The organism is Actinoallomurus purpureus (assembly GCF_024055795.1).
In the GTDB taxonomy this organism is placed as follows: Bacteria; Actinomycetota; Actinomycetes; order Streptosporangiales; family Streptosporangiaceae; genus Actinoallomurus; species Actinoallomurus purpureus.
In genome coordinates, this window is the sequence record NZ_JAMXMY010000017.1 from 1 (window position 1) to 19908 (window position 19908).

The following is a 19908-nucleotide window of genomic DNA, read 5'->3' on the forward strand; positions in this document are numbered from 1 at the left end:
CCCCCCCACCCCCCCCCACGGCGGGGACGACGGGCTTCCGTGTACGCGGCTACGGGTGGTGTCACCCGACCCCTACCGGAGACGTACGCGTAAGTGCGGTCGGTGGGGGGACGCGGGTGACAACCGTCGGTTCGTAGCTTCCTGATCACTTGCTGATCAGGAAGGACGCCCCCGTGAACAAGCGCCGGGCAACACTCGCCACCCTCGCCATCGGCGGCATCGTGATCGCGACCGGTGGGGCCGGCGGGCGCCCCGTCGTGTCACCGCCCGAACAGCCGCTCCCTGTACTGACAGGCCGGGCCCTCATCGCCCGGTACGCCGCCGACCGGTCCGCGATCGAGACGTCCGCGCGCCGCGACCCCCGGCTGGCCCCGCTGGCCTCGCCCGGCCGTACGTTCCTGGGGTTCGATCCGCATGGCCGGGCCGTCGAGGTCGTCGGCGACCTGGCCACCGCCCGGCGGGTGGCGATCCTGGTTCCGGGAGCGGACACCACGCTGCGGAGCTTCGACTCCCGTGGGTCCGCCTCGCCCGGCGGCGGGGCGCGGGCCGTGCTGGCCGAGGCCCGGCGGATCGACCCGCGCGCCCGGCTCGCGGTGATCGCCTGGCTGGGCTACGCGACTCCGGCCACGGTGAGCCTCGACATCGCGACCACCGGCCACGCCGACCAGGGCGCCCGCGCCCTGCGGCCGCTGGTGAACGCGCTGGCCGCCCACGGTGTCGCGGTGAGCCTGCTGTGCCACAGCTACGGCTCGGTCGTGTGCGGGCGGGCCGCTCCCCACGTGAACGCGACGGACATCGCCGTGTTCGGCAGCCCCGGGATGGCCGTCTCGTCCGCGGCGGCGCTGCGCACCCCGGCGAGGCTGTGGGCGGGCCGCGCCTCCGGCGACTGGACGGCGTACGTGCCCAAGGTGCGGGTGCTCGGCTTCGGCTTCGGCGCGGATCCGACGGGCCGCGGCTTCGGCGCCCGGGTGTTCGCGGCCGGGGACGGCGGCCACGGCGACTATCTCCGGCCGGGCGGGATCGCGCTGCGCAACCTGGCGCTGATCGCCCTCGGGCGCGGAGCGGAGGTGTCCCGTGACCGCTGACCCCGTGCTCCGCCCGCCCATGACCGCCGACCCCGTGGCCCGCCCGCCCATGACCGCCGGCCCTGTGCTCCGCCCGCCCGTGACCGCTGACCCCGTGCTCCGCCCGCCCTCGCCGTCCCGGCCGGGAGCGTCGGACGAGCGCCCCACGCATGAGCGCCCTGTGCACGAGCGCCCCGCGCGCGAACGCCCTCTGCGCGAACGCCCTCCGTACGAGTGGCGCGGAACGCTCCGCACCCTCGCGAGGCGCGTCGACGCGGCCACCCCGGAGCACCGCGACCGGGCCGTGGACGCCCTGCGGGCGTTCGCGATCCTGGGAGTCGTCCTCGGGCACTGGCTGGTCACCGCACTGGTCCCCGCCGGGTCGGGGGACGGCGGCCGGGCGACCTGGAACGTGCGCAGCCCCCTGTCCTTCATGCCGTGGCTGGCCCCGGTGTCCTGGGTGCTGCAGACGCTCGCACTGTTCTTCTTCGTCGGCGGCTACTCGGCGGCAAGGAGCCTGCGCCGCCCCGCGAACGTCGGCGGGTGGGTCCGTGCCCGCATGGTGCGGCTGTGCCGCCCGGCGGCGGTGCTGGTGGCCGCCTGGGCGCCGATCACGCTCGTCCTGATGGCGGCCGGCGTGGACCCGATGCCGCTGGTCCGTCTCATGCTGAGCCCGCTGTGGTTCCTGTGCGTCTTCGCCGGGCTCACCGCGCTGACGCCGCTGCTCGCCCGCTGCGGACCGTACGCGGCGGCGGTGGCGGCCGCGCTGGTGGCCTGCGTCGATCTCGTCAGGTTCGGCCTGGACGGTCCCGCGTGGGTCGGCTGGCTCAACGTGCCGGCCGCGTGGGCGGTGCCGTACCTGCTCGGCATCGCCTGGGCGAAGGGCCGGCTCGGCTCCCGGCGTACGGCCCTGGCCCTCCTTGTCGGCGGGGCGGCGGCCGCCATCGTCCTCGTGGCGTTCGCCGGATATCCGGCGACCATGGTCGGCCTGCCGGGCGCACGGGTGTCCAACCTGAGCCCGCCGACGACGGTCGCGGTGGCGTTCGGCCTCGCGCAGGTCGGGGCGGCGCTGCTCCTGCGCGACCGGCTGGCGCGCTGGATGCGGCGGCCCTTCGCCTGGGCGCCCGTCGCGCTGGCGAACCTGTCGGCGATGACGGTGTTCTGCTGGCACCAGACGGCGTTCATGCTGGTGACGGTGGCGACCCGGCCCTTCGGTCGGCTGCCCGGACTGCACGACGTCCCCGACCACTGGAGCTGGATCCCGGCCCGGATGGCGTGGCTGCCGGCGTTCGCCCTCGTGCTGGCCGGATGCCGGGCGGCGTTCCGGAGGTTCGAACGGAACAGGTGACAGGCGCGGGGTCGGGGGTTCCCGCGACGGCGGTGACATGGGCACGGAGCCAGTGGCACCGGCGCGGCGAACAGGTGGGAGGCTGTTGGGCGTGAAGAAAGAGCTCGACATCCGCGAACAGACCACTGAGCGGCTCGAACACGCGATGGGGGCCCTGGGCACCGCCGCGACCGCCAGCATGGAGGAGCGCCTGCCGTGGTTCCGCGCGATGTCGGCCGAGTACCGCTCCTGGGTCGGCCTGGTCGCCCAGGCGGGCATCGCCGGGTTCGTCGAGTGGTTCAAGCACGAGGAGAAGATCCGGCCGGCGATCGCCGGTGAGGTGTTCGGCACGGCGCCGCGCGAGCTGATGCGCGCGGTGCGCCTTCAGCAGACGGTCGAGATCGTCCGGGTGGTCATCGACGTCGTCGAGGCGCAGGTGAACGAGCTCGCCGCGCCCGGCGGCGAGACGCAGCTGCGCGAGGCCATCCTGCGCTACACGCGTGAGGTCGCCTTCGGCGCGGCCCAGGTGTACGCGCGGGCGGCGGAGACCCGTGGCGCGTGGGACGCCCGATTGGAGGCGCTCATCGTCGACGCGCTGCTGCGCGGCGAGGTCGACGAGTCGCTGCACTCGTGGGCCGCCGCGCTCGGCTGGGCGTCGACGTCGGTGGCCGTCCTGGCGGGAAACACGCCGGAGGACGAGCCCGAGGCCATCATCGACGACATCCGCATCGCGTCCCGGCGGGCGCGCGTGGACGTGCTCGCCGGGGTGCAGGGCAGCCGCCTCATCGTCATCGTCGGCGGCGTCGAGGACGATCCCCTGACTGCGGCCAAGCCCTTCACCTCGAAGTTCGGCCCGGGCGCGGTGGTGATCGGGCCGCGCGTCGAGGACCTGTACTCCGCGACCATGTCGGCGCGGGCGGCGCTGGCGGGCCTGCGGGCCGTCGCCGCCTGGCCGGACGCGCCGCGGCCGGTGCTGGCCGGTGACCTGCTCGCCGAGCGCGCCCTCGACGGCGATCCGGACGCGCGGGCGTTCCTCGTCGAGGAGGTGTACGAGCCACTGCAAGCCGCCGGGGCCCCGCTACTCGACACGCTGACGACCTATCTGGAGCAGGGCTCGTCACTGGAGGCCACCGCGCGGCTGTTGTTCGTGCACCCCAACACGGTGCGGTACCGCCTGCGCCGGGTCACCGAGCTGACCGGATACGTCCCCGCCGACGGCCGGGCCGCCTTCACTCTGCGCATCGCCCTGGTGCTAGGCCGCTTCGCCGCGCGCCCTGCCTCGTTGTGACGGGGCGGCACCACTTGTAGGACTCTCACAAGGCTCGCCGCCGGAACTTCGTACCTCACCGCATGAACATGGCGGAGTCCTACAGTGCATGGTTGAGTGCGTGCTCGTCATCGCCGCGCCCGGGCAGGGCGCCCAGACCCCGGGATTCCTGAACGCCTGGCTCGAACTGCCGGGCGTCGCCGACCGTCTCGCGTGGTGGTCCGCCGTCACCGGGCTCGACCTGGTCCGCTACGGCACGACCGCCGACGCCGATGAGATCCGCGACACCGCCGTCGCGCAGCCTCTCCTGGTCGGCGCCGCCCTCGCGGCCTACGAGGTGCTGGGCGCGTCGCCGGACGTGACGGCCGGGCACAGCGTGGGCGAGCTCGCCGCCGCCGCGATCGCCGGTGTCATCTCCCCCGAGTCCGCCATGGTGCTCGTACGGGAACGCGGCCGGGCGATGGCCGAGGCCGCCGCCGTCACCGAGACCGGCATGACCGCCGTGCTCGGCGGCGACGCCGAGGAGGTCCTCGCGGCGATCGAGAAGCACGGCCTCACCCCGGCCAACTCCAACGGCGCCGGCCAGGTGGTCGCGGCCGGCACGAAGGAGCAGCTGGCCGCGTTCGCGGACGCGCCGCCCGCAGGCGCGCGGCTGCGGCCGCTGTCGGTGGCCGGGGCGTTCCACACCGTTCACATGGCCCCCGCGGTCGACACGCTGCGGCGGATCACCCCCGGTATGCCGGTGGCGGACCCCGTCACCCGGCTGCTCTCCAACCGCGACGGCGCGGTCGTGGATCACGGCCCCGACTTCGTCGCCCGCCTCGTCGAGCAGGTCAGCGCACCGGTGCGCTGGGACTCCTGCATGGCCACGATGGCGGACCTCGGCGTCACGGCGATCATCGAACTGCCCCCCGCGGGCACCCTCGTCGGCCTCGCCCGGCGCGCGCTGCCCGGCGTCCAGCTGGTCGCGCTGAAGACCCCCGGCGACCTCGACAAGGCGCGCGCCCTCATCGAGCAGGAGACGCGCGCCGGCGACGACACATTGGAGAACGCGTGACGTCCTTCCAGCTTCCCACCGGCGCCCCCGGGGCGCGCATCCTCGCGTTCGGTCACTATCAGCCGTCGAACGTCGTCACCAATGACGACCTCGCCAAGACCGTCGAGACCAACGACGAGTGGATCCAGAGCCGCGTCGGCATCAAGCAGCGCCGCATCGCGGGGCCGGAGGAGTCGGTCGTCGACATGGCCGTCCAGGCGGGCGGCAAGGCCCTCGCGGCCAGCGGCCTGTCCCCGGAGGACATCGACCTGGTCATCGTCGCCACCTGCACCCAGGAGGCGCAGATCCCGAACGCCTCGGCGAGCGTGGCCGACCGGCTCGGCATCGTCGCGCCCGGGGCGTACGACGTCAACGCGGCGTGCGCCGGCTTCTGCTACGCGCTGTCCAGCGCCGCCGACGCGGTCCGCGCCGGCTCGGCCCGCAACGTCCTGGTCGTCGGCTCGGAGAAGCTCTCGCAGTGGGTCGACTGGACCGACCGTTCCACCTGCATCATCTTCGCCGACGGTGCCGGCGCCGCCGTGGTGAGCGGTTCCGATGACGCCGCCATCGGCCCCGTGGTCTGGGGCAGCGCGGGGAACCAGGCCGACCGGATCTTCATCAAGGACCGCACGGGCTTCCTGTACCAGGAGGGGCAGGCCGTCTTCCGGTGGGCCACGACGGCCCTGCACCCCATCGCCAAGGAGGCGTGCGAACGCGCCGGCGTCGCGCCGTCCGACCTCGCCGCCTTCATCCCGCACCAGGCCAACCTGCGCATCGTCGAGGCGATCGCCCGTAAGCTCAAGGCCGAGAACGCCATCGTCGCCGACGACATCGTGAACGCCGGCAACACGTCGGCCGCCTCGATCCCCCTCGCGCTGTCCCGCATGATCGAGCGCGGCGACGTGCCCTCCGGCGCGCCCGCCCTGCTGATCGGCTTCGGCGCCGGCATGACCTACGCCGCCCAGGTGGTCCGGATCCCGTAGGCCGCCGCGGCCCGTTGAACCTCCCCCGAAGAACAGATGTCGCACACAAGGAAATGGAGAAATACCTAATGGCGCTTTCCGAGCAGGAGATCCTCAAGGGCCTCGGCGAGATCATCGAAGAGATCGCGGGTGTCGAGCCGTCCGAGGTGACCCCGGACAAGTCGTTCGTCGACGACCTGGACATCGACTCGCTGTCGATGGTCGAGATCGCCGTCGCCGCCCAGGACAAGTTCGGCGTCGAGATCCCCGACGACGAGCTGAAGAACCTCAAGACGGTCAAGGACGTCATCGTCTACGTGCAGAGCAAGGATGTCTCTGCCTGAAGTCGAGCAGCAAGGGAGAGCGTGACCATATGAGTACCTCCGTCGTCGTGACCGGACTCGGCGCTACTACGCCTCTCGGCGGCGACGTGGCATCGACCTGGTCCGCTCTGCTGGCGGGCCGGTCCGGCGTGAAGCGGCTCGCCGCCGAGTGGGCGGAGAGCCTTCCGGTGAGGATCGCGGCTCCGATCGCGGTGGAGCCCTCGGAGGTCCTGCCGAGGCACCGGCTGCGCCGGCTGGACCGCTGCCAGCAGTTCGCCCTCATCGCCGCGCACGAGGCCTGGCGCGACGCCGGCTTCGCGTTCGGCGACGAGGCGGGCTTCACCGTCGACAGCGACCGGGTCGGCGCCGTCGTCTCGTCCGGGATCGGCGGGATCATCACGACCCTCGACAACTACGACATTTTGAACGAGAAGGGCTGGCAGCGGGTCTCCCCGTTCGCCGTCCCGATGCTGATGCCGAACGGCGCCGCCGGGATCATCAGCATCGAGTTCGGCGCGCGGGCGGGCGCGCACGCGGTGGCGAGCGCCTGCGCCTCCAGCGCGGAGGCCATCGGCTACGGCATCGACATGATCCGGGCCGGGCGGGCCGACATCGTCATCGCGGGCGGCACCGAGGCCGCGATCCACCGTCTGAACCTCGCCGCGTTCGGTTCGATGCGCGCCATGTCGACGCGCAACGACGACCCCGACCACGCCTCGCGCCCGTACGACAAGGCGCGGGACGGCTTCGTGCTCGGTGAGGGCTCCGGGATCGTCATCCTGGAGTCGGAGGAGCACGCGCGGGCGCGCGGCGCCCGCATCTACGGCGTCGCCGCCGGCGTAGGCTACTCCGCCGACGCGGTGGACATCGTCTCCAACGACCCGGACGGCATGGCGAAGGCCATGCGCCGGGCCCTGGCCGACGCGGGCCTGGAGCCGTCGGACATCGTGCACATCAACGCGCACGGCACCTCGACCCCGGTCGGTGACACCGGTGAGATCAAGGCGATCAAACTGGCGCTCGGCGAGGCGGCCGGTCAGATCGCCATCACCAGCACCAAGTCGATGACCGGGCACCTGCTCGGCGGCACGGGCGCGGTGGAGTCGATCGCCACCATCCTCGCCCTGCGCGAGAGCCTGGTCCCGCCGACCATCAACATCGAAGAACTCGACGACGAGGTCGACCTGGACATCGTCCGGGACGAGCCCCGGAAGCTGCCCGGCGGTCCCGCCGCCGCCCTGAACAACTCGTTCGGATTCGGCGGCCACAACGTGACCGTCGCCCTGAGGAGGCATGAGTCGTGACCGTTGTCGATAGCAGGTCGGCCACCCGCGCGCCCGAAGCCCCCGAACCCGCCGGGCCCGACCCGCGCGACCCGCGGGTACGGCTGGAGGCGCTGTTCGACGAGGGGTCGCTGCGGCTCCTCACCGAGGAGGACACCAGCGGCGCCCTGGCGGGCGTCGGCCGGGTCGAGGGCATGCCGGTCGTGGCGTTCGCCAGCGACCCGCGCGTCCAGGGCGGCGCGATGGGCGCGGTCGGCTGCGAGGCCATCGTCCACGCCTACGACCACGCGGTACGGGAGCGGCTGCCGATCATCGGCCTGTGGCACTCCGGCGGGGCGCGCCTCGCCGAGGGCGTCGAGTCGCTGCACGGGGTCGGGCGCATCTTCGCGGCCATGACCAAGGCGTCCGGCGTGGTGCCGCAGATCTCGGTCGTGCTCGGTGCCGCCGCCGGCGGGGCCGCGTACGGCCCGGCGCTGACCGACATCGTGATCCTGTCCGAGGGCGGCCGCATCTTCGTGACCGGCCCGGACGTCGTTCGTTCGGTCACCGGCGAGGACGTCGACATGGCGGCGCTCGGCGGCCCCGAGCCGCACAGCAAGCGCAGCGGCGTCGTGCACGTGGTGGCCAAGGACGACACCGAGGCCCTGGTGAAGGCGAGGCGGGTCGCGACCCTCCTCGGCCACCAGGGGCGGATGCGGCCGGAGGAGGTCGAGGAGATCGACCTCGGCGGCATCCTGCCCGACAACCCCCGCCGCGCGTACGATGTGCACCCGATCATCAACAGGCTGCTCGACGACCCGGCGGAGGCCATCGAGCTGCACCCCAAGTGGGCGCCGAACATCACCACGACGCTCGGCCGCCTCGGCGGCCGCACCGTCGGCGTCATCGCCAACAACCCGATGCGCCTCGGCGGCTGCCTGGACTCGACCTCGGCCGAGAAGGCCGCCCGGTTCGTGCGCATGTGCGACGCGTTCGGGGTGCCCCTGGTCGTCATCGTGGACGTCCCCGGCTACCTGCCGGGCGTCGGCCAGGAGCACGACGGCGTCGTCCGGCGTGGCGCGAAGCTACTGCACGCGTTCGCCGAGGCGGTCGTGCCGCGCGTGACGCTCGTGACCCGCAAGTCGTACGGCGGCGCGTACATCGCGATGAACTCCCGGGCGCTGGGCGCCACGCGCGTGTTCGCGTGGCCGACGGCCCAGATCGCCGTGATGGGCGCGGTCGCCGCCGTGCGCATCCTGCACCGCCGCAAGCTGGCCGCCGTCCCGGAGGAGGAGCGGCACGCGCTGGAGGAGCAGCTCGCCGCCGAGCACGAGAAGATCGCCGGTGGCGTGCAGCGCGCGCAGGACCTCGGCGTCATCGACGAGATCATCGAGCCGGCCAAGACCCGGCGCGCGATCGCGCAGGCCATCGCCGAGGCGACCCCCGCCCGGGGCGCCCACGGCAACATCCCCCTGTAGCGCCGAAGACCCGAGCGCCCCGTCCAGGATCACCTGGGCGGGGCGTTCGTCATCTGCGCACGGCGTGACCTCGGCGGTTCGATCAGGAGCGGCGCGTCCTTTACATCGCCGAAGTGTCAAGGACGCTTTCCATGTCGTTGGTTCCGCCTGGGCGGTGCACGTGCAGCGACCGAGGGGGAGAGCCCTTTCGTTCCAGGGCTTCCCGTGAGGTGAAAAGATTCTCGCCTCAGCCCGCGGCGTGCAGCCAGCGGACCGGCGCGCCGTCGCCGGCCCGGCGGAAGGGCTCGAGCTCGTCGTCCCAGGGCTTGCCTAGGAGGCGGTCGACCTCGTGCTCGAACGCGGCCTTGCCGGCGAGCGCGTTGGCCATGGCGGCGCGGAGGCGGTCCTCGGGCACGTGGATGTCGCCGTTGGCGCCGATCACCGCGGTGAACACGCCCAGGGACGGCGTGAAGCTGTAGCGGACGCCGTCGCAGCCGGGACTCGCGTCCTCGGTCGCTTCAAAGCGCAGCAACCGCCACTCGCGCAGCGCGGAGACGATGCCGGCGGCCACGCCCGGCTGGCCCTCCCAGCACAGCTCTGCGCGCATGGTGCCAGGCGCCGCGGGTTGATCACTCCACGGCAGTGACACGGGCACGCCAAGGACACCTGCGGCGGCCCACTCAATGTGCGGGCACAGCGCAGGCGGCGCTGAGTGGACGTAGAAAACGCCACGTGCGGACACCGGACCTCCTGGGAACGTTGCGAGGTTCGTCTTCCCCTACGTCCTCGGCGCTCCAGGTAGATGACCGCTTGGTTATTGTGCCGCATCATCACCTGTCACACCAGCCCGAATCCGGGCCGTCGATGCGCCTCGCGCGTTCCCTACTCGTTGGTAGGCTCTTCGATCGGGCGTGATCAACAGCCGCCAACCCTTCGTTCGGTGATGACAGTCGAGGAGAGTCCCGCATGCGCAGAGCCCTGATCCTGGCCGCGATCGCAGGGCTCATCACCGGATGCGGCGGGCAGCACGGCGGCTCCCCCGCCGGACCGCCCGAAAAGGACGTCCGTCTCACCTCATGCGTACTGAGCCGAAAGTTGCACGCCGGGCTCGTCCACGGTGTGATCATGAACACGACGGGCCGTACGGCGGGTTACGTCGTCCAGATCGACATCATCGACGGCGGCGGCAACCCCGTCGACACCGCGATGCACGCCGAGACGGAGGTCGCGCCGGGCGCCAAGGTCGGGTTCACGGCCAGCGGCGTTCAGACCTACGGCGGGCGGATCAGCTGCCGCGTCGCGTCCGTGCAGCGCAGCACCCGCTGACGAGCACGACGCCGAAGGCCAGCCAGGGCACGTAGTCGCCGAACCGGTCATAGGGCGTACGGCCCGCGGCGGGCGCGACCTCGGCCAGTACCGACCCCCGCCGCCACGTGTCGAACCAGGCCAGCCGGCGTCCCTTCGCGTCGAAGGCGGCCGACACCCCGGTCAACGCGGCCTGCACGACCGGACGCCCGGTCTCGGCCGCGCGCACGGCGCCGAGCGACGCGTGCTGCGGCGGCGCCCAACTGTCCTGGAAGGACGAGGTCGCCGACTCGTACACGATCAGCCGGGCACCGCGCCGTACGACCGCACGGCTCTGGTCGGGGAACGCCGACTCGAAGCAGATCAGCGGCCCGAAGGTCACGGCGTCCGGCCCGCCGCCGGCCCGCATCAGCACGATGCCCGTGCCGGGGACGCGGTCCTCCGCGGCCGCCGCGCTGATGCGGGCGACCCATCCCAGCTCCCGGCGCAGCGGGATGTACTCCCCGAACGGGACGAGCAGGTTCTTGACGTACCGGGCCCGGACACCGTCCGGGCCGATCAGCACCGCGGTCTTGGAGATGCGCCCGGACGCGTCGCGCGCGTCCTCGTTCACGAGCAGGGGGCCGTGAGCGCGGGCCAGCGCGGTCAGCCGGCCGACAAGGTCGGGCCGCCGGTCGAGGTCGAAGCCGACGCTGCTCTCGCCCCAGACCACCAGGTCGACGGCCGGAAGCGCGGCGGTGATCCGCTCGTTCTCGGAGAACCGGTGATCCGGGCCGTCGACGACGCCCGGCTGGACGAGGGCGATCCGCATCGGCCGGCCGGCGGCCTCGGAGGACGGCGCGTACACCACCGGGCCGGACAGGCCGATGAGCGCCGCCAGGACCGCGGCGGTCACCGAGCGGGTGACGAGGATCATGGCGACGGCGGTGTTCACCGCCAGCAGGGCGAAGGTCACCAGCCACACGCCACCGAGCGACGCCAGGCTCAGCACCGCCGGGTGCCGCCACTGCGTGGCGCCGTACAGCGCCCACGGGCCGCCGAGGGCGTGCCAGGAGCGCACCCACTCGCCCACCAGCCACACGCTCGGTACGACGACGAGGGCCGCCGCGAGCCGGCCCGGCCGCAGCAGCGCCCAGGCGGCGTATCCCCAGGCCGCCCAGAGCGCGCCGGCGGCCACCACGAGCAGGGGCAGCGCGGGGCCGAGGTCGGGGAGCAGCCAGTAGAGCGCGGCGGCGAGGAACCCGGTGCCGAACCACCAGCCGCGCACGGCCGCCTCCCGGCCGGTCGCGGCGGCCCGTACGACCAGCAGGCCGGGCACGAGCGCCACCCAGGCGAACCAGTCGAGCCCCGCGCGGGGGAACGCCAGGACCGGCAGCACCCCGGCGGCCAGGGCGGCGAGCCGGAGCCGGCCGCGCATCCCCCTCGAGGCGGGCGCGGCCTCGTCCGGCAGGGGACCGCCCGGACCGGTGAACTCCGCCGCCGTTCTCATCACTCCAGGGTGACCTCGGGGTGACCGGACGGCAAGGACCCGTCGCCCGGCCGGGCCGCCGGGTGAAACGACCGGCCATCCGGTGACGATATGTGATCGCACGGATACGCGGAGAAGGTGGCGCGATGACCGATCAGGACGCCCGGCTCGAACGGCTCCTCGCCCGCCACCACGACGCGACCCTGGTCGAGCCGCTCCCCGGCCGCCCGGCGCTCGTGCGCCGCGACCAGATCCTGGTCGCCGACCACGACGTGCCGGCGGTCGAGGACGCCGTGCGCCGCTGGTACGACGCGCGGCACGACGGACCGGGGGTCGCCCGCGTAATGCTCCGCGCCGCCGCGAGGGTGGACGTGTGCGAGCTGTCCGCACAGCTGGCCGGTGGCGCGCCGCACCGGCGCCTGGCCGTCGCGCCGAACCACCTCGTCCACGGTCAGCCGATGTGGTGGAGCGGGCCGGCGGGAGCACCCCGCGCCGCCCCGGCGTTCGGGCCGCCCGCGGCCGACGCCGCGGCCGGCCGCCCGGTGACGGTCGCCGTCCTCGACACCGGCCTGTCGCCGCACCCCTGGTATTCGTCGGCCGCCTGGTACGCCGAGCAGCGCGACGAGGTCACCGAGATCCTGGACGCCGACCTCGACTACGCGCTCGACGCGCAGGCCGGTCACGGCACCTTCGTCGCGGGGGTGCTGCTACGCCACGCCCCGTCCGCGCGCATCCGCGCGAAGCGCGTGATCGGCGGCGACGGTGTCGGCGACGAACTCGGCGTCCTGCACGCCCTGGCCTGGCTGGCCGCGTGGGGCCGGGCCGACATTGTCAACCTGTCCTTCGGCTGCCACACCTACGACGACCGCCCCTCTCCCCTCGTGGCCCGCGCCATCGCCGCCCTCGCCCGCCGTACGGTCGTCGTCGCGTGCGCGGGCAACCACGCGAGCGACCGGCCGTTCTGGCCGGCCGCCCTCAAGCACGTGATCGCGGTGGCCGCGCTGGACGGAGACGAACGCGCGGCGTTCTCCGACTACGGCTGGTGGGTGGACGCCTGCGCGCCCGGAGTCGACGTCCACAGCTGCTTCGTCCGCTTCGACGGCCCCCGGCCCGGCGTCCACGGGATCGACCCCGACGACTTCACCGGCTACGCGCTGTGGAGCGGAACATCCTTCGCGGCACCCGCCGTGGCAGGCACGATCGCCGGCCTCGCCGCCGCCGAGGACCTGCCCGCCACGGTCGCCGCCGACCGGGTACTCGACCCGGCGGGCCGCCGCACGCACCCCGATCTCGGCGTAGTGATCGGCTGAGGACGCCGACGTTCGCGCGACGCCTACCCCGGCTGGCGGCGTTACTGGACACCGGCGGCGCCACCCCGGCAATCAACCGATTGTAATGTCTCGACTACTTTCCGCTAATATCCCGGCGCGTGGAATGGAACGAGACCGGCGACCTGGTGCGGAAGGCGCGCGCGGGCGATCCGGCGGCCTGGCGGGAGCTCGTCGATCGCTACTCGCGGCTGCTGTGCGCGATCGCGCGATCGTACGGGCTGAGCGGCGCGGACGTCGATGACGTCGTGCAGACGACGTGGCTGCGGCTGGTCGAGCGGCTGCCCCGGCTGCGCGACCCGGCGCGCGCGGGCGCCTGGCTCGCCGTCACCGCCCGGAGGGAGAGCCTGGCCACGTTGCGGCGGCGAGGCCGCGAACGACCCCTCACCGGCCACGCGCCGTCGGTCACCGGTCCCCACCACGTGGTGTTCGGACGTGACCTCGCCGGTTCGGTGACGGCCGCCCTCGACGCCGTGCCGCCCCGCTGCCGCGCCCTGCTGGAGCTGTCCATCGCCTCCCCCCGGCTCAGCTACGTGGAGATCTCGACGGCGCTCGGCGTCCCGCTGGGCAGCGTCGGCCCGACCCGTGCCCGCTGCCTGACCCACCTGCGTCGCCGGCTCGGTGTCACATGAACGACGACGAGCTGATCGAGGGCCTGCGCAGGGCGTTCCCGCCGGTTCCGGACCACCTGGTCGGCCTCGGGCTGGCGGCGTTCGACTGGCTGGCCCCCGACGCGACGCTGGCCACGCTCGCGTACGACGCCGGCGAGACCCCGGCAGGGGTGCGCGGCGGCGAGCCCAGGTCGCTGACGTTCGCCGGGCCCGGCGTGCACGTCGAGATCGAGATCTGCGGCAGGGAGATCGTCGGGCAGCTGACGCCCCCGGCGGACGCGGAGGTGATCCTGCGCTCCCCCCACGGCGAGCGCGGGACCCGCACCGACGTGTCCGGCGCCTTCATCCTGCCCGAGGTCCCGGCCGGCCTGGTCAGCCTCCTGTTCCGGCCGGCCGATGGCACGTCCGTGGTGACGAGCTGGATCCATGTCTGACCTCCCGGCGCTGGCGGCCGTCGATCCGCGCGGCGTGTACACCACCGCCTCGGCGCTGCGCGACACCGGCGACCTCGAACAGCGCGTGCTGGCGCTGCGCGCCCTCGGCCTGGCGGGCAAGGAGCTGGGCCGGCTCGCCGAGGGCATCGCGCATCTGCGCGAGGCGCTCCGGGTCGCCGAGTCCGCGGGGCTGCGCTACGCCGCCGCCCAGGTGCGGATGAACCTCGTCGGCCTGCTGGCCACCGGCGGGGACATCGAGGGCGCGCTGACCGCCGCCGACGCCGCCGCGCCGGTGCTGACCGGAGCCGACGCCGATCGGCTGCTCGCCAACCGGGCGTACCTCCTCGCCCGCAGCGGCCACATCGGGGAGGTCGCCCGCCTCGCCCGGAGCTGCACCGATCCGGAGATCCTCGTCGGCCTGCGCATCAACACCGGCCTCGCGAAGGCGTACGCCGGGCGGCTCGGGCGAGGCGAGGCCGAGCTGCGCACCGCGCTCGCCGTCGCCGAACGGGCGGGCCTGCGGCACCAGGCGGCGATGGTCCGCCACAACCTCGCGTTCGTCGCCATGCGGCGCGGCGACCTGGCCCGCGCGCTCGCGCTGTACGACGACGTCGAGCCGGAGCTGGCAGGCGCGGACGAGCGTCTCTGCCAGCTGCGCCTCGACCGGGCGGAGGCGCTCATCGCCGCCCGGCTGCCCGGAGAGGCCCGCGCCCTGCTGACGGACACGCTCGGCCGGCTGACGGCCGGGGGCTACCGCTGCGACACCGCGGACGCGCTGCTCCTCCTGGCGCACGCCGAGCTGGCCGACGGCGATCCCCGCGCCGCGGTGGCGACCGCCCGGCGGGCCCAGGCCGAGTTCGCGGACCGCACCGGTTTCGCCCTGCTGGCCGAACAGGTCGGCCTGCGGGCGCGGTGGGCGGACGGCGATCGTTCGGCGGCGCTCCTGGCGTCCGCCGAGCAGGCCGCCGAACGGCTCGCGCGCCATGACTGGGTCTCCGCCGCGGCCGACGCGCGGACGCTGGCGGGCCTGGTCGCCCTCGCGCGCGGCGACCGGGAACGCGCCGAACGCCTCCTCGACCGGGTCGGCGGCGAGACCGTGAGCGCCCGGGTCGCGGGGCTGCACGCCACCGCGCTGCTGCGGCTCGCGCGCGGCGACCGGCCCGGCGCGGCCGCCGCTGTGCGCGCCGGGCTGCGGGCCGTGGACGATCACGCCGCCGCCCTCGGCGCCGTCGAGCTGCGCGGACGTGCGGCGGGCTGGGCGTCGGAGCTGGCCGAGCTCGGGCTGCGGCTGGCGACCGGTCCCCGCGCCCTCCTCCTGGCCGCCGAACGCGCCCGCGCGATCGCCGACCGCCCGCCCGCCGTACGGCCGCCCCGCGACCGTCGGCTCGGCGGGCTGCTGGCCGAGCTGCGCCGTGTCAGCGCAGAGGTCCCTGACCGCCCGGAGCTCCTGGCCGCCCAGGCCCGGCTGGAGGACGCCGTGCGAGCCCGGTGCCGCCGGCTGTCGGCCAGCCGCGACGCGGTCCCCGGGGGGGGTTGGCTCGTCCCTGCCCTCGCCGAGACGCTGGGTGAGCGGATGCTCGTGGAGTTCATCCGCGTGGGCGGGGATCTCGTGGCGGTGACCCTCGCGAACGGGCGCTGCCGCCGCCTGCCACTGGGTCCGTACGCCCCGGTCCGGGACGACATCCGGCTGCTGCGCTTCGCCGTCTCACGGCTGGCTCGCGACCCCGACGGCGCGGCGGCCCGTTCCTCCCTGGCGACGACTGCTGATCGCCTCGGCTCTCGGCTTCTCGCGCCACTGATCGTCGGCGACAGACCCGTCGTGCTCGCCCCCGTGGACGCGCTGCACGGCCTGCCGTGGCCCGCGCTGCCATCGCTGGCGAGCCGCCCGTTGACCGTCGTGCCATCCGCCGCCGGCTGGCTGCGGGCCATGCGGACGCCCTCGCCCGGCGGGCACGTGGCACTGATCGCCGGTCCGGATCTCGCGCACGCAGAGGACGAGATCGCGGCTGTACGCGCGCGGCATCCGGATGCGCGGATCCTCACCGGGGCGGCCGCGACCGCCGAAGCGGCCCGGTCCGCCCTCGACGGTGCCTCGGTCGCCCATGTCGCCGCGCACGGAGTGTTCCGTTCGGGAAACGCCCTGTTCTCCCGCCTCCGCCTGGCCGATGGGCCGCTGTTCGCGTACGACCTGGAGCACTTGGAGCGGTCACCGCGCCTGCTGGTGCTGTCCGCGTGCGACGCGGGCCGTGCGGAGATCTACGAGGGCGAGGCGGTCATCGGCATGGTCACGGCCGCCCTCGGCTTCGGCACCCCCACAGTGGTCGCCGCCGTCACCCCGGTCGGCGACGCCGCCGCCCGCGACCTGATGACCGGCTTCCACGAGCACCTGGCCGCTGGCGCCACCCCTGCCGAGGCCCTCGCCTCCGCTCCGAGAGCCGTTTCGGCCCTCGGCTTCGTCTGCTTCGGCGCCGGCCACGACCGAGCATGATCTACCGATCACCTATGCGGCAGGACCGCCGCCCGCCGCGTTGACTTTGGGAGTTCCGCCGTTCGCCGAGGCGCGGGATGGGCGATAATGCCGAACTTGACGAGGGCGGGGGCGGCGCTCAGACTGCAGTGGCTCTCTCGGCGCGGCGCCTGGGGGCCGCCGCGCTCCGGCGCGTCGGCCTGTCCCCCGAGGACGTGCTGAACGTCCCGCACCGGGGCGTCGGCCACGTCACTCGTTTCGAGGTCCGTACGTCCTTCCTCGACCGTTACCCCGTACGGCCGGCGGCCGAAGATCCCTACCGCGGACCGGTCGCGCGGGTAGCGTACGACCCGTGACCGACCGCATCTTCACGCTCGGCGAGGCGCGAACGCTGCTTTCCGAGGTGCGCGCGCACATCGATGCGATCGTCGCCGCCCGCGCCGATCTCGCCGAGCTGGCCTTCGACCTGCGGTCGGGTCGGTCGTCGCCGCTGGGCGGCACGCCGGAGCTGAAGGCGTACGAGGCGCGCATCGACGAGGCGATCGGGTGGTTCACCATCCAGGGCATCGAGGTGAAGGGCGTCACGCCGGTGCTCGTCGACGTCCCCGCCTTCCTGCGCGGGCAGTCCATCCGCCTGTGCCTGCTGGAGACCGAGTCGGCGCTCACGTGGTACCACCGCACCGACCTCGGCTTCGCCGGACGCCGCCGCCTGCCGTAGGCCGGGCGTCCGATCGGCCCGGTACGCCCGGCGCCTCACGGCCGCCGGGCGGACGGTCCCCGGCCCACTCGACGCCGGGATTCCGCGGGAACGCCGCGCGGAACCCCGGGTCGGACACCCTAGGTCAGGCCCGGGTCGCCGGTCTCGACGGGGCGGGTGCCGTCGGCGACCCAGCCGGACCAGGAGCCGACGTACAGGGCCGCCGGCACGCCCGCGACGGTGAGCGCGAGGATCTCGTGGGCGGCCGTCACGCCGGAGCCGCAGTAGGCGCCGACGTCGGCGGCGTCGGTGGCGCCCAGCTCGGCGAACCGCTCGCGGAGCAGGCCGGCGGGCAGGAACCGCCCGTCGACCCCGACGTTGCCGGTCGTCGGCGCGCTGACGGCGCCGGGGATGTGCCCGGCGACCGGATCGACGGGCTCCACCTCACCGCGGTACCGCTCGGGCGCGCGGGCGTCGAGCAGCACGCCCGCCTTGGCGAGGGCCGCGGCGCCGTCCGCGTCGAGCGCCGGCAGCCCGCCCGGCCGGGCCGTGAAGTCACCGGGGGTCACCTTCGGCGACTCGGTCGTCACCGGCCGGCCGGCCTCCACCCAGGCGTGGTAGCCGCCGTCGAGGACCCGGACCCGCTGGTGCCCGAAATAGCGGAGGGTCCACCAGGCGCGGGCCGCGGAGGTGGAGTCCGCGTCGTCGTAGACCACGACGAGACCGTCGTCGCGCACTCCCGCCCGCCGCATCGCGTCCTGGAAGGCCCGCCGCTCCGGGAGCGGGTGCCGGCCGTGCGGGCCGGGCGGCCCCGCGAGGTCGCGATCGAGGTCGGTGAAGACCGCGCCCGGCAGGTGGCCTCGCCGGTACGCCTCGATGCCGGGTGGACCGCCAAGACGCCAGCGGACGTCGAGCAGGACGACGTCACCGCGGAGTTCTCGGACGAGTGACTGGACGTCGATGAGAGGATGCACGCCGCCAGTCTGACCGTTAATCCGCCCGTCTGCGAGAGGCCGCTCGGCGTTCATCGGGCCTCCCCCGGGGACAGCAGGGGGACGAGCTGCTCGGCGGCGACGAGCGACCCGTGCATGCCGACGAGCGTGGACTCGATCGGCTCCGCCCGGGTCGCCACGATGGCGACGTCGGCGTACGGGACGGCGACGACGTCGCCGATGCGCGGGGCCAGGGACGCCGCGACCGGTCCGAACAGGCCGTCGGCGATCGCCTCCTCGCGGGTCAGCACCCACGCCTGCCCCTCGAGACGCTCGCGCCAGGCGGCGAGCACGTCGCCGGCGGCCCCGGGCTCGGCGTACACGTGCCGGGCCCGCGCCTCGCCGCCCAGCAGCGCCACGCCCGCCCGCATGTCGGGCTCGGCGTCCACGTCGATCCGGCCGGCCGGATCGGTCATGCCGTGGTCCGCGGTGATGTACAGGGCCGCGTCCGGCGGCATGACCTCGGCCAGCCGCCGAGCCAGCAGGTCGACGAAGGTCAGGTGATGCCGCCATGCCGCCGAACGGGAGCCGTGGACGTGGCCGGTGGCGTCGAGGTCGCCGTGGTACACGGTGACGAAGGCGCGCTCGCCCTCGCGGACGGCGTGCTCGGCGTGGGCGACGAGCGGGCCGAGGGCGTCCGCGGGGAGGTACCGCGCGCCGCGGTAGACCGCGCGGGTCAGCCCGCTGTTCTCGAAGGCCCGCGCCGAGACGTGCGCCGTCGACACGCCCGCCGCGACGGCCCGGTCGAAGATCGTGGTCGCGGGCTGCCAGGTCAGCGGGTCGATCCCGTCGCTCCAGCGAAGGCAGTTGAGCAGCCGCCCCTCCCCCGGGACGGCGACCTGGTACCCGAACATGCCGTGGCCGCCCGGCGGACGTCCGGTGCCGAGCGAGGCGAGGCTGGTCGCGGTCGTCGCGGGGAACCCGGCGGTCAGCGGTCGGCCTGCCAGCGAGGAGAGGAACGGCGCGGCGCCGGCGTGCGCGCGCAGCAGCTCCCAGCCGAGGCCGTCGATCAGGAGGAGGCAGGCGCGCGGCAGGGAGGGCAGGCCGAGGACGTTCGCCTCACCCGGCACCCCGAGCGCGGCGAGGACGGACGGCCCCAGCTCGGCCAGCGACTCCCGGCCGTACGCCGGAACGGCCAGCGACTCCCGGCCGTGCGCCGGGCCGGCACGAGATTCCCGGCCGTGCGCCGGGAGGGCATGGCTCATCGGCCCTGCTGGGACGTGACCTCCGACAGCGCCTGCGCGAACAGGAGGACCTGCTCGACGGCGTCGGCGCCGTCCGCCGCCTCACTCACCCGGAGCGACAGGTCGTCGGCCGTGAGCGTGCCGGTGTAGCCGTGGTCGGCCTCACAGGACTCGTCGCCGCAGGAGGCCGGCTCCAGATCGACGTGGGCGATCACACCCCAGCCGATGGTGAGCATCACCTCGGTCGGCGGCACGCCGGGGACGTACGACGCGGGCTCGGGTACGACGCGCGTCACCGCCACCGACTGCACCCGGCCCAGGCGCACCGCCTCCGTCGTCGTGGAGGCGTGCGGATGCGGAACCGACTCGGTCGGCGGGTGCTCGTCGGTGTGGCAGACGAGCAGGCGCGTCGGCGACAGCACCAGGACGGTGACGTGCCGCCGGACCTCCATCGCCGGGTCGAACGTCGCCTCGTGATGGACGACGTAGGAGATGATGGTCTCGTTGCCCAGAAGCGACTCGACCGCATCCGCGACGAGCGCCGGGTAGTAGCCGCTCCGCTCGATCGCGGTGCGCAGCTCCTGAGCCATCGCTCGGGTTTCCCTCATGGCTCCCATCCTGCACTGCCCGGGCGTCACACGCACACCCACGGGTAGAGATGGGGGCATGACCCGCCCGCCCGTCCCTCCGCCAAAGCCCGAACCGCCCACGCCACAGCCGGAAC

The 19908-nt window shown here is 74.2% G+C and carries 20 protein-coding genes; 15 read left to right on the plus strand and 5 right to left on the minus strand.

What is annotated here, in order from left to right; genetic code table 11:
- The first annotated feature begins 173 nt into the window (after window positions 1–173).
- From NE236_RS27845 to NE236_RS27880, 8 genes are all read left to right on the plus strand, one after another.
- Window positions 174–1085 carry an alpha/beta hydrolase gene (locus tag NE236_RS27845; protein WP_252845125.1) on the plus strand — a complete coding sequence of 304 codons (912 nt, stop codon included), beginning with the start codon at window positions 174–176 and terminating at the stop codon, window positions 1083–1085.
- Complete coding sequence (locus NE236_RS27850) at window positions 1075–2412, plus strand: acyltransferase family protein (RefSeq protein ID WP_252845126.1); 1338 nt, start codon at window positions 1075–1077, stop codon at window positions 2410–2412. The genes NE236_RS27845 and NE236_RS27850 overlap by 11 nt, the downstream gene beginning before the upstream one ends.
- A 37-nt stretch (window positions 2413–2449) precedes the next feature.
- Entirely contained in the window at window positions 2450–3679 is a 1230-nt protein-coding gene (locus tag NE236_RS27855; RefSeq protein WP_372494448.1) for a PucR family transcriptional regulator, read from the plus strand.
- Between the two features lie 100 nt (window positions 3680–3779).
- Entirely contained in the window at window positions 3780–4715 is a 936-nt protein-coding gene (locus tag NE236_RS27860; protein WP_252845127.1) for an ACP S-malonyltransferase, read from the plus strand.
- On the plus strand, window positions 4712–5677 hold the full coding sequence (locus NE236_RS27865; RefSeq protein ID WP_252845128.1) for a beta-ketoacyl-ACP synthase III: 966 nt from the start codon (window positions 4712–4714) through the stop codon (window positions 5675–5677). Before NE236_RS27860 ends, NE236_RS27865 begins: the two co-directional genes overlap by 4 nt.
- A gap of 68 nt (window positions 5678–5745) precedes the next feature.
- A complete protein-coding gene (locus NE236_RS27870) occupies window positions 5746–6000 on the plus strand; it encodes an acyl carrier protein (protein WP_252845129.1) in 255 nt (84 codons plus the stop codon).
- 29 nt (window positions 6001–6029) lie between these two features.
- Window positions 6030–7283 (plus strand): beta-ketoacyl-ACP synthase II, encoded by a 1254-nt coding sequence (gene fabF, locus NE236_RS27875; RefSeq protein ID WP_252845130.1) that lies wholly within the window; start codon window positions 6030–6032, stop codon window positions 7281–7283.
- Entirely contained in the window at window positions 7280–8719 is a 1440-nt protein-coding gene (locus tag NE236_RS27880; RefSeq protein ID WP_252845131.1) for an acyl-CoA carboxylase subunit beta, read from the plus strand. Before fabF ends, NE236_RS27880 begins: the two co-directional genes overlap by 4 nt.
- 226 nt (window positions 8720–8945) lie before the next feature.
- On the opposite strand, the gene NE236_RS27885 is transcribed toward NE236_RS27880, so the two are convergent.
- Entirely contained in the window at window positions 8946–9440 is a 495-nt protein-coding gene (locus tag NE236_RS27885) for a DUF3145 domain-containing protein (protein WP_252845132.1), read from the minus strand.
- A gap of 224 nt (window positions 9441–9664) precedes the next feature.
- Here NE236_RS27885 and NE236_RS27890 point away from each other — a divergent pair, with 224 nt between their 5' ends.
- Complete coding sequence (locus NE236_RS27890; protein ID WP_252845133.1) at window positions 9665–10024, plus strand: FxLYD domain-containing protein; 360 nt, start codon at window positions 9665–9667, stop codon at window positions 10022–10024.
- Here NE236_RS27890 and lnt read toward each other — a convergent pair.
- Complete coding sequence (gene lnt, locus NE236_RS27895; protein WP_252845134.1) at window positions 9984–11492, minus strand: apolipoprotein N-acyltransferase; 1509 nt, start codon at window positions 11490–11492, stop codon at window positions 9984–9986. The two genes, NE236_RS27890 and lnt, sit on opposite strands and share 41 nt — an antisense overlap.
- Window positions 11493–11617: 125 nt before the next feature.
- On the opposite strand from lnt, the gene NE236_RS27900 reads away from it, so the two are divergent.
- The 6 genes from NE236_RS27900 (at window position 11618) to NE236_RS27925 (ending at window position 17029) form a co-directional block, all read left to right on the plus strand.
- Window positions 11618–12781: a S8 family peptidase gene (locus tag NE236_RS27900; protein ID WP_252845135.1), complete on the plus strand. Its 1164-nt coding sequence runs from the start codon at window positions 11618–11620 to the stop codon at window positions 12779–12781.
- Between the two features lie 119 nt (window positions 12782–12900).
- Window positions 12901–13431, plus strand: coding sequence for an RNA polymerase sigma factor (locus NE236_RS27905; RefSeq protein WP_252845136.1), 531 nt, complete (start codon window positions 12901–12903; stop codon window positions 13429–13431).
- On the plus strand, window positions 13428–13844 hold the full coding sequence (locus tag NE236_RS27910; protein WP_252845137.1) for a hypothetical protein: 417 nt from the start codon (window positions 13428–13430) through the stop codon (window positions 13842–13844). Before NE236_RS27905 ends, NE236_RS27910 begins: the two co-directional genes overlap by 4 nt.
- Window positions 13837–16332 carry a CHAT domain-containing protein gene (locus NE236_RS27915; protein ID WP_252845138.1) on the plus strand — a complete coding sequence of 832 codons (2496 nt, stop codon included), beginning with the start codon at window positions 13837–13839 and terminating at the stop codon, window positions 16330–16332. Before NE236_RS27910 ends, NE236_RS27915 begins: the two co-directional genes overlap by 8 nt.
- A 128-nt stretch (window positions 16333–16460) precedes the next feature.
- Window positions 16461–16667, plus strand: a complete 207-nt coding sequence (locus NE236_RS27920) for a hypothetical protein (RefSeq protein WP_252845139.1) — start codon at window positions 16461–16463, stop codon at window positions 16665–16667.
- Complete coding sequence (locus tag NE236_RS27925; RefSeq protein ID WP_252845140.1) at window positions 16664–17029, plus strand: DUF2203 domain-containing protein; 366 nt, start codon at window positions 16664–16666, stop codon at window positions 17027–17029. The genes NE236_RS27920 and NE236_RS27925 overlap by 4 nt, the downstream gene beginning before the upstream one ends.
- A 119-nt stretch (window positions 17030–17148) precedes the next feature.
- On the opposite strand, the gene NE236_RS27930 is transcribed toward NE236_RS27925, so the two are convergent.
- From NE236_RS27930 to NE236_RS27940, 3 genes are read right to left on the minus strand one after another with little or no spacing between them, the layout of a single operon-like run.
- On the minus strand, window positions 17149–17982 hold the full coding sequence (locus tag NE236_RS27930; RefSeq protein WP_252845141.1) for a sulfurtransferase: 834 nt from the start codon (window positions 17980–17982) through the stop codon (window positions 17149–17151).
- Window positions 17983–18032: 50 nt separating this feature from the next.
- Complete coding sequence (locus NE236_RS27935; protein ID WP_252845142.1) at window positions 18033–19205, minus strand: alkaline phosphatase family protein; 1173 nt, start codon at window positions 19203–19205, stop codon at window positions 18033–18035.
- Window positions 19202–19792, minus strand: coding sequence for a DUF5998 family protein (locus tag NE236_RS27940; RefSeq protein ID WP_252845143.1), 591 nt, complete (start codon window positions 19790–19792; stop codon window positions 19202–19204). Before NE236_RS27940 ends, NE236_RS27935 begins: the two co-directional genes overlap by 4 nt.
- Window positions 19793–19908: the final 116 nt, after the last annotated feature.

What these genes read in the sequence shown, in the direction of transcription:
- NE236_RS27855 (WP_372494448.1), top strand. Translation starts at nt 2,450, where the DNA reads ATGGGCACGGAGCCAGTGGCACCGGCGCGGCGAACAGGTGGGAGGCTG.
- NE236_RS27870 (WP_252845129.1), top strand. Translation starts at nt 5,746, where the DNA reads ATGGCGCTTTCCGAGCAGGAGATCCTCAAGGGCCTCGGCGAGATCATC.
- fabF (WP_252845130.1), top strand. Translation starts at nt 6,030, where the DNA reads ATGAGTACCTCCGTCGTCGTGACCGGACTCGGCGCTACTACGCCTCTC.
- NE236_RS27890 (WP_252845133.1), top strand. Translation starts at nt 9,665, where the DNA reads ATGCGCAGAGCCCTGATCCTGGCCGCGATCGCAGGGCTCATCACCGGA.
- lnt (WP_252845134.1), bottom strand. Translation starts at nt 11,492, where the DNA reads ATGAGAACGGCGGCGGAGTTCACCGGTCCGGGCGGTCCCCTGCCGGAC.
- NE236_RS27900 (WP_252845135.1), top strand. Translation starts at nt 11,618, where the DNA reads ATGACCGATCAGGACGCCCGGCTCGAACGGCTCCTCGCCCGCCACCAC.
- NE236_RS27910 (WP_252845137.1), top strand. Translation starts at nt 13,428, where the DNA reads ATGAACGACGACGAGCTGATCGAGGGCCTGCGCAGGGCGTTCCCGCCG.
- NE236_RS27915 (WP_252845138.1), top strand. Translation starts at nt 13,837, where the DNA reads ATGTCTGACCTCCCGGCGCTGGCGGCCGTCGATCCGCGCGGCGTGTAC.
- NE236_RS27935 (WP_252845142.1), bottom strand. Translation starts at nt 19,205, where the DNA reads ATGAGCCATGCCCTCCCGGCGCACGGCCGGGAATCTCGTGCCGGCCCG.
- NE236_RS27940 (WP_252845143.1), bottom strand. Translation starts at nt 19,792, where the DNA reads ATGAGGGAAACCCGAGCGATGGCTCAGGAGCTGCGCACCGCGATCGAG.